The organism is Nostoc sp. DedQUE04 (genome assembly GCF_034530995.1).
GTDB lineage: Bacteria > Cyanobacteriota > Cyanobacteriia > Cyanobacteriales > Nostocaceae > Nostoc.
Map to the genome: position 1 here is coordinate 43,324 of NZ_JAVRCA010000057.1, position 13,061 is coordinate 56,384.

Sequence of the window (13,061 nt, forward strand, 5' to 3'; positions counted from 1 at the left end):
TATTAAAATGCGAGTGTGTTTAATTTTTGGACTTAAGTAAGAGATAAAATAATTGTCCATTGCTGACTGTAACACCAGCGCGATCGCCTGCGATTTTCCCAGTACCTAAAAAATAATCCACTCTACCTGCACCTTTAATTGCACCTCCGGTATCTTGATCGAGAACATAGCGGCTAATAATGCGCTCCTGCATTTTTCCGGTAGGATTAACAAAGGGAATAGAAGCGCGAATCAACGCTAAAGCTCCAGGAGGCATAAGAGATTTATCTGTAGCAATAGAACGCTCTGCTGTTAATGGTACGTTAATAGAGCCTTGGGCTGGCTCACCGTGATTTTCTTGAAAAAAAACAAAGCTGCGATCGCGCGGAATATAAATATTTAATTCTTGGGGATGCTTTTGGAAATAATCGAGAATAATTGGCATAGTTACACCTTCTTGCGGTAATTTGCCATCATCTATTAATTCTCGCCCAATACTTTTGTAGTTATAAGCAGTATTACCCGCATAGCCGATTGTGGTTTGAGTACCATCGGGAAGCTGAAGTTTCGCTGAACCTTGAATTTGAGCTAGATATGGTTCGAGGCGAGAGCGAAACCAAAACAACTCTAATCCTCGCAATTTCCCTTTTGCAGCTTGTAAACCATCCGCTCCTTCTAACTCCTCGCGTGTGGGATGAGGCTTAGTCCAAGAGTTGAAATCGGGAGGTAAGCGATAAACGGGATAGCGATATTCTGTTGTGGGGACGCGACTGGCTGCGTAAAGTGGTTCATAATAGGCGGTGAATAAAACGGAACCTTGGTTATCTTTACCGACTGACTGGTAAAGAACAAATTCTTGCTGAATGGCTTGATGTAATTCTGTCGCAGAATTGGTTTTTAATAGAAGTTCGCGGAATCTTTGCAAACTTTTGATGACGCGATCGCGCGTAATCCCAGCTACCGGATAGTTTTGATAAGCAGCCGCAGCATTAGCTGTTTGCAGATATTGGAGACTGCGAGCGATCGCACCGATCAGTGCCTTTTTCTCTGGTATTTTGCCATAAATGACTTCATCCAGACAAGAGGCATCACTTTGACAACAAGTAATTGGTAGTCTCTGGATTAATGGTAATTTTTGTTTTTGCAAAAATGCATCTTGATTTTCAGCAGTCAAGGACACTGGTATATCCCACTTTTTCACCTGACATTCTGGGGAAATGAGTTCCTGATGCGTGAAAGATTGCATCCGCACCAGGAAAATCGACAAAATCACAGGTAGACTGATAGCGATAGTTTTGTTAAACTTTCCTAACCCAATAAATGTCTTTTTCATCAAGATTCAAGATTTTTAAAATTTTCCTACCTCGCTCAAATTCTAAAATCAAAAACCAAAAATTTTTCCCAATTCCCAATGCCCAATGCCCAATGCCCTATTCCCTATTCCCTATTCATTCATATTACGGTAAGTCGCAACAGCAGAGGGCGATATCCGATTCAAATATCGGAAGATCCAATACTTAAATATAGTATCTAAAATCACCGGAAATGTAGCGATAAATAAGAAGATAAAATCTCTATTTGCCGGTAATCCCCAATGGCGCGATACTCCTTCTAGCAGTACTTCCCAGCCATGAGGAGAGTGGAATCCGACAAAGATATCAGTAAACAAAATAATGATAAATGCCTTGGCACTATCGCTAAGTCCATAGACAATATTATCAAAGAAATCTTTTAGCACAGCAATAGAAGACTTACTGACTAGCAAAAGCCAGATAACAGCAACCACCGAGAACATATCTGCAAAAACATTTTTGATCGCACCAGAGCTTTCGTGACGAAATTCTTCAGCAAGCTCTTTCGCCTTCTTTTTCATTTCAGTCTCCATCTGCTCAGGTAACAGTGGAGGAGCTTTGACAATGAGATTTTCAAACTTGAGCTTTTCTTCAAATCTTTCTAATTCTAAAAGGGCTTCCTCTTCCATTTCCGAATTGAGAAATATCTGTATTTCCTCACTGCTTCTAAATCTCTCAATAATTGGCCCAACTACAAAAGCTTTTGCTATTTGATGTGTTAAAAGTGGTACAATAATTAATAGTAAAATAAACCTAATAGATATTATTGTTCTTTTTTGAGTTTGACGAAAACTCTGAATTACTTCTTGTTCCGAATTAGGGTCTAATTCAACTTGCAGACGACTGATAGTACTTAAAATAGAGCGAGGTAAAACACCTGTTGTATCGGTTTTGCTCTTGGCTTTTGGTTTATTGTTTAAGTCTCGATTTGGTATTTTGGGTGGTAATGTTGGAGTGTTGACGAGCAGCGATTTGTCGTCAGATGTTACAGAATTAACTGGTAGATTTGGAGGTTGTACTACTAAAGCGTTAGAAGTTGTTTTATCGGAACTTGTTGTGTATTTAGAAAGAACTCGATCGATAAAATTGAGCTTTTCCAAAACTAAAGAAGGACTTAGATACTCTATACCTGCTTTATCGGCAGCTTTCTGATTCTCTTCATTTAGAAACCAACGGCTTCCTCTAAACTCCGTCAGCCGCATCCTGGCAATTTTTAATAGCTTGTTGAGGTCTGACTCAAAGTAATCCATCACACTGTTACTGTACATGGTCGAGTCAATGTCTATTTTATTACCATTGAAATGCTTATCTTCTATCTCCTGAATTTTTAATGCTGCATTGTAAGCTTCATCTAAAGAACGTTCAGGAGTCTGTAAGTACCATCGAAAAGCAGCAAGCAAGAAAGAATAGATTTTTTGACTAAAAACAGAATTTTTCATTGCAGACAATCATTCAGCATTGTTTGATGACTATTAACCTTAAGTTAACGCACGAGGTATACTAACAAATCTACAAGGAGAAAGTTTGTGGTTTCTCATTCGGTTTGGATTGTTGGCACTAGCCGTAGTGGTAAGACGGCTCGCTTAGTAGAGCAATTTTGTAATTGGGTAACATCAGAAAAACAATATACTGAATCATTTTATACAAAAAAAACAGGGCGTAAAAAAACAGGCGATGTACCTGAATTTTTATATCTTAAACAAACAGAGCCAGGAGTTTTAGTTTTAGCTGCCAATGATGATAATCGTCGAGAGTTAGGAGATATAATTGTCACATCTACATTAGGTAAATATCCGGTTCGTGCCAAGACGCCACTAGGTTTTTTTCAGGATGAAGTTATTTTATTTTGGCCGTTGCTGATTAACTCGTTGAACCTGAAAGCACAGTTTCCGGTAAGATTGCGACCGGAAACTGAACAAGAGTTAGCAACCAAACTTTGGCGTCCACAATTAGACGAAGAAATTTTACGTCTTGCGGGAGTGAATGAATCTCGCTTGGTGCGTCGCATCTTAGACTTATTACAATTAGCAGCTTACAGTGGTATCCCTTGCGAAAATATTGCCCAGATTTTGTCCAAGGGTTTTGGGGAAAATGCCACAACTTTAGAGCCGGAATTTTTGGCATCTTTGCTGTTAGATTGGCGTAACTGGTGTTTAGAGAGGGGATTACTGACTTATGGAATTATTACCGAACTGTATAGTCAGCACTTATTAAGCGATCGCAATTACCAGCAGCATCTAACGAAACGCTATCAAGCAGTACTGGCGGATGATGTTGATGATTATCCTAGCGTAGCGCGTCTTTTGTTTGAGTTGCTATTAGATCGAGGCGCAGTTGGCGCGTTTAGCTACAATCCTGACGGTGCGGTGCGATTGGGATTGGGAGCAGATCCCAACTATTTAGAAGGGTTAGCAGAGCGTTGTCGGGTAGAAATATTGAACGGGCCGCCTCCAGAGTCTCTGAGCGAGCAACTGACTAAACAGATGGTGGAATTAGTCACTTCCCCGATGGTACTGTTGAGTTTACCAAAAACAGTGCATTCAATTCAAACCACCTCCCGCGCCCAATTATTGCGGCAAACAGCAGAGGTAATTGCTAATGCCATCCAATCACAGCAAGTGCAACCAGAAGAAGTAGCAATTATTGCACCAGGTTTAGATGCGATCGCTCGTTATACTCTAGTAGAAATCCTCGTCAAGCAAAATATCCCAGTAGAATCGCTCAATGACCAACGTCCCCTAATTAGTTCGCCCGTGATTCGTGCCTTACTCACCATGCTGGCACTAGTTTATCCCGGCTTAGGGCGCCTGGTAGATCGGGATGCGGTGGCAGAAATGCTGGTTGTATTGAGCAGGAAACAACAACCACCAGAAAATTCTACAGACGCGATGAATCGGGTATCTACAACAGACGCGATGAATCGCGTCTCTACAAATATTGATCCGGTACGCGCCGGTTTGATTGCAGATTACTGCTTTGTACCCCATCCCGATCGCCCCAACTTGCTACCAGTGTCAGCCTTCGAGCGCTGGGATCGAATCGGCTATGCAGCTACTACAGCCTATAGTGAAATATTACAGTGGTTAGAACAGCAGCGATCGCAACAAGAATTGCGGTTAATTCCCAGTCCCATTTCTCTGTTAGACAGAGCAATTCAGCGCTTTTTGTGGAATGGGAGCAATCTCCCCTACGAACAACTAGCAGCATTGCGGGAATTATTAGAAACTGCCCAACACTACTGGGAAATTGACACCAGATTACGACAAATTGCCCCAGTTGAGACAACGCCTCACACAACTATTATTGAATTCATTCAACTACTGCGACGCGGTACAATCACTGCCAATGCTTACCCGGTGCGCCCCATTGGTGGAGCAAGAAAGGCTGTCACCTTAGCAACTATATTTCAATATCGATCTAGTAGGCGATCTCACCAGTGGCATTTTTGGCTGGATGCTGGTTCGCCACTATGGGCCAAAGGTGGTGCAGCAACTTTGTTTGGTGCGCCGTTTTTCCTACGAGACAGGTTGGGCGAACCTTGGACAGCAGAAGATGAAAAATTGGCAGAAGAACAACGACTGCAAAGGATTTTGACAGATTTGCTCTCTCGTGTATCCGAGAGAGTTTATTTGTGTCATAGCGATTTAGCAGTGAATGGACAAGAGCAAATAGGGCCATTGTTACCCTTAGTGAATGCCTGTGTAACGGTTATTTCTGAATCTACTGTTAATTGAACGTGAGTTCGATGAACCTTCACCCCAGCCCTCTCCCACTGGGAAAGGGAGGAGCAACGAGAAATTAGGGTTTTGGCTCCCCTCTGGGTGTCCAAGAGGGGTTGGGGGAGAGGTCAAAAAAAGGCTTGTCGAACTCACGTTAATTGAATGGCTCAAGCTCAGATCCCCGACTTCTTGAAGAAGTCGGGGATCTAGTTATTCACGAATGATTAAGTCAGGCTATAGCCTTTGGATTGTTATACAGTCTGATTGACGGATATTTATAAATCAATACACTTTCAGTTATCGCCATAAACCTTAAAATTCAGGTTTCTAGACCTTTACTATAGTCAAAATAGCCTGTATTAATAATTCTTGCTCAATTGGTTTAGAAATATGTTGTTGAAATCCGGCAGCTAGTGCTTGTTGTCGATCGATTTCTCCGGCATAAGCAGTCACGGCGATCGCAGGAATTTCTCCGCCTTGTTCGGGTGACTGCTTTCTAATTTGACGAATAAGGGTGTAGCCATCCATATCGGGCATACCAATATCACTAATTAACAAATCAAATTTTGTTTGCATCAAATTGTTCAGAGCATCATGTGCTGAGTCCGCTTCAGTCACTTGTACTCCGTACTGTTCTAGCACGAAGGCAATGAACTCCCGTGAATCTTTGTTATCGTCTACCAGCAGTGCTTGCAATCCATTGAGATTAAAATCTGAGCGATCGCGATCGGCGGTATTAACTTGATTCAATTTTGAAGCAGCGATCAGTGGAAGTTTGACTGTAAACACTGCTCCTTGCCCTTCTCCAGGACTGGCTGCGTGAATGGTTCCGCCGTGCAATTCAACCAAATGACGCACGATCGCTAACCCTAACCCCAATCCGCCAAATTTTCGCGTCGTTGTCCCATCAGCTTGGCGAAAGTAGTCAAAAACGTAGGGTAGAAAGTCACCAGAGATCCCCCTACCATTATCGCTGACAGTGATTTGAGTGTATTTCGCAGCACGACTATCTACTTCATCCTCGATCGTTTCTAACCGCACCTCTACTCGACCACCCTGTGAGGTAAATTTTATCGCGTTAGAAAGTAGATTCCAAACAACTTGTTGCAAGCGACCAGAATCACCCAACACTTGCCCAACATTCGGTTCAAATATTGTTTGAATCTGAATAGATTTAGCTTCAGCAGCAAGTCGCACGGTTTCAAGGGCAGCTTTGATGGTAAAAGTAAGACCGACTGGAACTATGTTTAAACTCAACTTACCTTGAAGAATACGAGATACATCAAGCAAATCTTCGATTAGTTGTGCTTGCAGTTTCGCGTTGCGCTCGATCGTTTCCAGGGCGTACTGAGTTTTGGCTGCATCCTGGTGATTTTTTTGCAAAATTTTTGCCCAACCCAGAATTGGATTCAAGGGCGATCGCAATTCATGAGACAGCACTGCCAAAAACTCATCTTTGATGCGGTTGGCTTGTTGCGCTTGTTCGGTCTGTTGCTGCAAAGAAATCATTAGTTGATTGAGGCGATCGTTTTGCTCTTGCAGCAATGCTTCTGCTCGTTTACGTTCGGTGATATCAGACAGAATGAAAACGGCGCCTGTAAGATCCCCATCCCGATCGAGTACCGGATCGATGGTTTTGGCAAACCAGCGTTCTTGGGACTGGAATTCGAGAATTTGCCGTTGGTGAGTTTGTTTCGCACGGCGAAAACAAGTGCCATCGCCGATTCCCAATTTTGCGCCCATCAGCTCGTGGTGGGCATAACCTAAGATTTCGTGGGAGGGCTTGTTAAAAAGCTGCATCATCGCTCGATTACAGCGCATAATTCTACCTTCTTGGTCTACCAGAGATACGCCGTCCTTCATGGAGTCAAAGGTGGTTTGCCACTCCCGCGCTGAGGACAAAGCAGCTTCCTCCGCCCGACGAATTCGCAGCAACGATCGCAAAGTGGCAAGCAGTTCAATCGGTTCAACGGGTTGCACCAGATAAGCATCAGCACCACTATCTAAGCCTTCTGCTTTATCCTGGCTTTGGACAAAACTTGCAGAAAGGTGTAGCACAGGAATAAAAGCCGTTTCTGGATTTGCCTTAATTTGGCGACAGACTTCAAAGCCGCTGATATCTGGTAATTGGACATCTAAAATTATTAAGTCAGGCTGAAAGTTAACAATAGCTTCTAAGCCTGTCGTTCCAGTTGCCGCTTCCACCACACTAAAGCCTGCATTTTGCAAGATACGGGTAACAACGTAACGATTGGCTTCGTTATCGTCAACATGCAGGATCGTAACTCGTGGCTCAGACATGACTTTTCCCTGAAACCTCTAAAACAAGTCCGGCTTTGACGAGCGCATCTTGAAGTTGAGCGATCGTCGTGGTTTGAGAGCCTATTTCTTTGGAAACAATGGCTATGCTTTGCGCCGCTAATCGGCTTTGCGCTTCAGCATCCAGTTGGGCAGATGAGTGAATAATCACAGGAATCGCCTGAGTGACGGAATTGTTCTTAAGTTGCTTGAGTACATCAAACCCGCCGAGTTCTGGCATCTCCAAGTCCAGCACGATCGCGTTTGGCTGCTCTCGTTGTGCCAAATTTAATCCTTCTTTTCCATTTGCGGCTTCTAAAATCCTCAATGGTGTATTTATCAACAACTGTTTCACAAGATACCGATAGGCGGGGTCATCGTCAATTAACAAGATTTTTTGAGGCTTGTTCTCAGTAATTAGCGTATTAAGTTTGTTCAATAGCGGCAATCTGTCTACTGGCTTAATTAGAAAACCGTTTGCTCCTAACGCCAATGCTTGCTTCTCGTTATCAATGATGGTAATCACGAGTACAGGGATAGTGCGGGTTGTTTCATCCCCTTTGATTTCTCGCAAGAACGTCCAGCCGTTTTGCCCCTCCAGCAAAATATCTAGCATAATTGCCGCCGGTCGAAATTGTTGTAAGGCAAGCCTTGCTTGAGCTAAGGTGCGGGTAGCAATTAATTGATAGATTGATTGCTGAAGATGCTTTTCGTAAATAAATAGAGTTTCTGGATGATCTTCAACCACCAGAATCGGCAGGCGAGTTGGCTCAACTGATGTGATTGGTTGCAGTACGGTGGTCAATTCGCTGGTATGTGGGTAGACGATGGGAATCAAGGCTGTAAAGGTAGAGCCTTCACCTGGCTGACTTTTCATCGAAATTCTACCGCCAATTAGCTCCGCTAGCTTGCGCGATAACGGCAATCCTAAACCGGTTCCCTTCACTTGCTTTTGCAGAGGGGACTCAATTTGCATAAAATCCTCAAAAATCCGCTCTCGATCGGCGGGAGCAATGCCGATACCCGTATCAGATACAGAGAAGGTGACGGTATGACCCGTTTGCACAGCGTTGACGCGCACCTCTCCCCGCTCGGTAAATTTGAGCGCATTCGAGACAAAGTTTCTCAGAATTTGAGCGACTTTCCCCTCATCGGTATAGAGTGGCGAAATACCTTCAGGTTCCTCGACAATCAGCGTCACGGAGGAGCCTTGAACCAATAATGGGCGCAGCATCCCCCGTAGCGTGCCAAACAAGTCACTCACTTCAAAAGAACTGGGATGCACTTCAATTTTTCCAGCTTCCACCTTTGCCAAATCTAGCAAGTCGTTGACCAGTTCTGATAATCCGCTTGCTGCCTTTTGGATGAATGTCACCTGCTTTTCTTGCTCAATGGTCAAATCGCCATCTATCCGGGCTAGCAGCATTCGAGAGAGGGAGAGAATCGAGTTGAGCGGCGTACGAAACTCGTGGCTCATGTTCGAGAGAAAGCGGGTTTTTAACTCGTTTACCTGTTGCAGGGAGCTGGCTTTTTCATCCAGTTCTGCATAGAGGGCAACCACACCGCGATTGGTTTCTTCCAATTCCTGATTCAGTTGGCTTAATTCTTCCTCACGCTTGCGTAGCTCTGCCATTGCCTGGAGTAATTCCTGGTTTTGCTGCTGGATTTCTTGATAGGGATTTTCGGGCGATCGCCCAATTACGGTTTCTCGAATCTGCTGCAATTGGGAATCGCTGAAAGTAGGTGTGCGCTTCGACAACCTTTTGCCGATTGTCACGGTTGTTCCCTGTCCCGGCAGCGATTCAATCTCAAAAAAATCCATCAATCTACGAGTACCCACGATGCCTAGCCCCGCTCCCGTATCAGAGGTGTGGCGTCCGGCCAAAACGTCTGCTAAATCAGGAATGCCTCCACCCCGATCTTGAATCCGAATCAGAAACGCTTGCGGCTCTCCCACCACAGAAAATTCAACCGTTCCGTCTTGGGCATATTGAAAGGCGTTGCGGGCAATTTCGGAAACTGCCGTCGCCAATCGCGCCCGATCTTGAGCATCAAAGCCCAACTGCTCGGCAATCTCACGAGTTCGTTGGCGAGCTTGCACAACATCCTGTTCGTACTGGATGGCGATCGTGAAAACCTTTGTCATCTGCCCATTCCTTTCGCGACTAACACCGTCACATCGTCCCGCTCTCGGTTAAAGTCTCGGTATAGCACACCTGCAATCAAGCTGGGATGTTTTTGCATTAAGCCTGGATAGCGATCGATTTGCCACTTAGCGCCTAATCCGTCAGAATGCATAATTAAAAGTCCGTTGGCATACCAGGGATAAGTAAACTCTTGAATTTTGTGGATTTCATGTCCGACCGTGCCGTTATGAGATAGCAAATTGCGGTGCTCAGTAAAGGAGAAAATGCTAGCAGCGATGTTGCCAATGCCAGCAAAGCGGACAGACTGTTGTTCAAAGTCGATTTCGGCAATGGCCAGTGCTGCTCCTCGCGTACTTCGCAAGGCGGCGTGGGCAGCTTCGACGATCGCCCCAGGAGAACAATGAAGATGTTCTTGAAACATTCTCACGGCTGCTTCTGCTGCTGAGGCAGCCGCAGGCCCATGCCCTAAACCATCGGCTACTAGCAACAGACTACGGCAACAATCGACTTCACAGACCCAGGTATCTCCAGAAACCTCTTCTCCTCGTTTGGGCAAACAGATCGCTCCAATTTCTAAAACCTTCTCAGGCAGATGAGGTGCTGGGCCTAGCCACAGGTGAGCGAGGAGCGCTGTTCCTTGGTTGGGAATGGAGTAAATTTCAAATAAACCAGAAAGGCGACGAATTGCACCCATACCATTGCCCAAGGTTCCGGCTGTGGAAAAGCCATCTTGCAAACACTCATCCACATCGACCATTCCCTCTCCTTTATCTAGCGATAAAATTTCAATGCCAATTTTGGAATCTTGCCTGAGCGATCGCATTAGCACAACTCCGCCGTGGGCGTGTTGCACCAGATTGTTCGCAATTTCTGTCACCACAATCCCAACCTTGCCCCGTTCTGTTTCCTGAAAACCCAGCCGAGTTGCTAAAGCCATCGCCGCCCGTCTGGCTTCCCCGGTCTGGCTAGATTCAGTAATTGTGACGGCGACAGATTCTCTCATTTTATTTCCATCGTACAATTATTATCCGTGTCCCTTCTCCCACCACAGACTGAATATCAAACTCGTCGGCAAGTCGTTTAGCACCACCTAGCCCCATACCTAAGCCGTTGCCCGTTGTGAACCCATCCTTTAGTGCCAGTTCGATATCGGAAATTCCCGGCCCCCGATCTTCAAAGGTTAGCCGAAGTCCTCGTCGTCGCCCTTCCTGAAGCGTTTCTAGCTTGACTGTGCCGCCTCCCCCGTAGTCTAGGGTATTGCGGGCTAACTCACTGGCGGCAGTAACAATTTTAGTTTGGTCTACTAAGCCAAAGCCAATCTCTACGGCAAGGTTGCGCACAGCCTGTCGAACTAAAATTACATCTGTAGAAGATTGAATGTTAATCGTTTCAGTCTTCTGCATGATCATCTGCACGCCATTTAGTGGCAGTGATTTGATTTGTGGTTTCATTGAGTGACGATCGCAACAATGCCATACCCTTTTCGACGTTTAGGGCAGTGCGAATCCCCATCAGCGACAGCCCCAATTCCACTAAGGTGATTGCCACAGCAGGCTGCATCCCAACGACAACTGTCTCAGCATCTAGCACCCGTGACATTCTGGCAATGTTGGCTAAAACCCTACCAATGAAGGAATCAACAATCTCTAATCCCGAAATATCGATCAGTACACCGCGAGCGTGAGTTTGGGCGATCCGGTTGGTCAAGTCTTCTTGTAGCGTTGTGGCGAGGCGATCGTGCATATCTACCTGAATTGTCACAAGCAGGAAATTGCCCATTTTGAGTATAGGAATGCGTTCCATTGCTTCCTACCTATTTAGATTGAGGGCGGGTAATGGTCGTTCCTAAACGTTTTAGCGCCGTGAGAAAGGCATCGGCTAACGTTGCTTTCGTGACTATATTGGTCAAATCAATGCCGAGATAGACGATTGTTTGGGCAATTTGAGGACGAATGCCACTGATCATACAATCAGCTCCCATGAGACGGGCAGCAGTAACGGTTTTGAGCAAATGTTGAGCGGTCAGGGTATCGACAGTAGGAACCCCGGTAATGTCAATGATGGCAACTTCGGAACTAGTTTCGACAATCTTCTGCAATAACGATTCCATCATCAGTTGAGTCCGGGCACTATCCAGGGTACCGATTATCGGCAATGCCAAAATTCCCTCCCAGAGTTTAACGACGGGGGTAGACAGCTCCATCAACTCTTCTTGCTGCCGTAAAATCACTTCTTCTCGCGTCTTTTGATAGACTTCAATTGTCAGCAATCCTAGCCGATCCAATAAGTTTGTGGCTAACCAGATATTTTCACCCAATTCAATCGGGTCTTTGAATTGCTGACGCATTCGTTTGAAGAGGGGTTTCTTGAACGAAAAGACGAATGTAGCCGTTTCTGAGGGTGTGAAACCATTTTGCGATCGCGATCGAGAAATGCTGTTGAGCATCTCCCGCATCTCCTGCCACTCCCCTGCCTGAATATTGGTATTGCCCCGCCCAACGGCAATCCGAAACAAACTCAGGAATTCCCGGCACTCCTCTTTTAGATGGGCTTCTTTAATCAAGCCTCTGCGAATATTGACAATAGCTAGTTCCTGAGTCCACTCCGACAGCAAGTCTGCCTCGAAGGTTTCTAATATTTCTGATATCTTACTTTCGCTCATCGTTTCTTTGAGGGCAACCGGTTTCATTAGTTCAAAATCAGTGTATGACGATTCAGCCCAAGGTGAAAGCGACGATTACAAAAAGCCTAAAAGCTTGCTAGATATGAAGTGCGATAAATTGGGCAGACATAGAGCGATACCTGGGTTGGGCTACGTCTACCTAAGATTGATTGAGAATCGGCAAAAAAGTTACATAAAATGCCTCCATATAAAAAGTCTAAGTAAGTCGGTGCAAAAAAACCAACTTGTGTAAAGAAAAGTAAATAAGCCTCAAACTCTTTCTCCCCCTGCCCTTTGCCTTATCCCAACAATAATTATTTACACTAATCTACTTATTCTGACTCCTGCTGTATTTAATGCAAATTTCGGGACTGTGGTTGAATGGGAAGCGGAGAACGAGAAGGTACTTTATCCCGCCATAAAAGCAAAGGAATACAGAAAAATCCCAAAATAATTACAACTCCAGCCATGATCCAAACCATTAACCTATTTGGTCTATAGTTCCCTGTTTCAATTTGCCAGAAAACTTGGTTGTATCGCCATGCAGCTAAGGCAATAGTCAAAATTCCAAAAATTACCAAAGCAATACCCAAATTTTCCGAGCTAGATAATGGACTTACCGGAGGTTCTTGTTGAGTAATAGTAATATTCAACTGACGCAGAAATATACCAAATCGCGCGATCGCAAAACCAAAGCCAATCAATCCAATAGAAGTGCGTAGCCAAGCCAGAAATGTCCGTTCGTTGGCTTGATGCTCCCTTTGACGGTCAATTTTCGGTATTTTATCCATGAGTAGCTTTTAACACTAAATATCTCTTGAAAAGTATTAGTAATATTGATGAAGTTTCGTGAACCTATCCCACTAATAATATTTTGTTAATCCAGATGTGGATTGTAGCAAGG

The 13,061-nt window shown here is 44.6% G+C and carries 10 protein-coding genes; 1 reads left to right on the forward strand and 9 read right to left on the reverse strand.

Features of this window, described 5'->3' with window-relative positions; genetic code table 11:
• Positions 1–19 precede the first annotated feature (19 nt).
• Positions 20–1,312, reverse strand: coding sequence for a murein transglycosylase A (locus RM049_RS29575; protein WP_322706699.1), 1,293 nt, complete (start codon positions 1,310–1,312; stop codon positions 20–22).
• 111 nt (positions 1,313–1,423) lie between these two features.
• Positions 1,424–2,779, reverse strand: coding sequence for a proton extrusion protein PcxA (locus RM049_RS29580; protein ID WP_322706700.1), 1,356 nt, complete (start codon positions 2,777–2,779; stop codon positions 1,424–1,426).
• A gap of 78 nt (positions 2,780–2,857) precedes the next feature.
• Between RM049_RS29580 and RM049_RS29585 the strand changes: the two genes are divergently transcribed.
• The gene (locus tag RM049_RS29585) at positions 2,858–5,065 is read left to right on the forward strand and encodes a recombinase family protein (RefSeq protein ID WP_322706701.1); all 2,208 of its coding nucleotides are present in this window, start codon (positions 2,858–2,860) and stop codon (positions 5,063–5,065) included.
• Positions 5,066–5,377: 312 nt separating this feature from the next.
• Here RM049_RS29585 and RM049_RS29590 read toward each other — a convergent pair whose 3' ends face one another.
• The 7 genes from RM049_RS29590 to RM049_RS29620 form a co-directional block, all read right to left on the reverse strand.
• Positions 5,378–7,351 (reverse strand): response regulator, encoded by a 1,974-nt coding sequence (locus RM049_RS29590; RefSeq protein ID WP_322706702.1) that lies wholly within the window; start codon positions 7,349–7,351, stop codon positions 5,378–5,380.
• The gene (locus RM049_RS29595) at positions 7,344–9,494 is read right to left on the reverse strand and encodes an ATP-binding protein (RefSeq protein ID WP_322706703.1); all 2,151 of its coding nucleotides are present in this window, start codon (positions 9,492–9,494) and stop codon (positions 7,344–7,346) included. The genes RM049_RS29590 and RM049_RS29595 overlap by 8 nt, the downstream gene beginning before the upstream one ends.
• Positions 9,491–10,498, reverse strand: coding sequence for an ATP-binding SpoIIE family protein phosphatase (locus RM049_RS29600; RefSeq protein ID WP_322706704.1), 1,008 nt, complete (start codon positions 10,496–10,498; stop codon positions 9,491–9,493). Before RM049_RS29600 ends, RM049_RS29595 begins: the two co-directional genes overlap by 4 nt.
• A gap of 1 nt (position 10,499) precedes the next feature.
• Positions 10,500–10,898, reverse strand: a complete 399-nt coding sequence (locus RM049_RS29605; protein WP_322671330.1) for an anti-sigma regulatory factor — start codon at positions 10,896–10,898, stop codon at positions 10,500–10,502.
• A complete protein-coding gene (locus tag RM049_RS29610; RefSeq protein WP_322706705.1) occupies positions 10,885–11,298 on the reverse strand; it encodes an STAS domain-containing protein in 414 nt (137 codons plus the stop codon). The genes RM049_RS29605 and RM049_RS29610 overlap by 14 nt, the downstream gene beginning before the upstream one ends.
• Before the next feature lie 10 nt (positions 11,299–11,308).
• Positions 11,309–12,184 carry an STAS domain-containing protein gene (locus tag RM049_RS29615; RefSeq protein ID WP_322671332.1) on the reverse strand — a complete coding sequence of 292 codons (876 nt, stop codon included), beginning with the start codon at positions 12,182–12,184 and terminating at the stop codon, positions 11,309–11,311.
• 326 nt (positions 12,185–12,510) lie between these two features.
• Positions 12,511–12,948, reverse strand: coding sequence for a YidH family protein (locus RM049_RS29620; RefSeq protein WP_322706706.1), 438 nt, complete (start codon positions 12,946–12,948; stop codon positions 12,511–12,513).
• Positions 12,949–13,061: the final 113 nt, after the last annotated feature.

Coding starts and splice junctions, on each gene's coding strand:
- RM049_RS29575 (WP_322706699.1), bottom strand. CDS start 1,312: ATGAAAAAGACATTTATTGGGTTAGGAAAGTTTAACAAAACTATCGCT.
- RM049_RS29590 (WP_322706702.1), bottom strand. CDS start 7,351: ATGTCTGAGCCACGAGTTACGATCCTGCATGTTGACGATAACGAAGCC.
- RM049_RS29595 (WP_322706703.1), bottom strand. CDS start 9,494: ATGACAAAGGTTTTCACGATCGCCATCCAGTACGAACAGGATGTTGTG.
- RM049_RS29600 (WP_322706704.1), bottom strand. CDS start 10,498: ATGAGAGAATCTGTCGCCGTCACAATTACTGAATCTAGCCAGACCGGG.
- RM049_RS29605 (WP_322671330.1), bottom strand. CDS start 10,898: ATGCAGAAGACTGAAACGATTAACATTCAATCTTCTACAGATGTAATT.
- RM049_RS29610 (WP_322706705.1), bottom strand. CDS start 11,298: ATGGAACGCATTCCTATACTCAAAATGGGCAATTTCCTGCTTGTGACA.
- RM049_RS29615 (WP_322671332.1), bottom strand. CDS start 12,184: ATGAAACCGGTTGCCCTCAAAGAAACGATGAGCGAAAGTAAGATATCA.
- RM049_RS29620 (WP_322706706.1), bottom strand. CDS start 12,948: ATGGATAAAATACCGAAAATTGACCGTCAAAGGGAGCATCAAGCCAAC.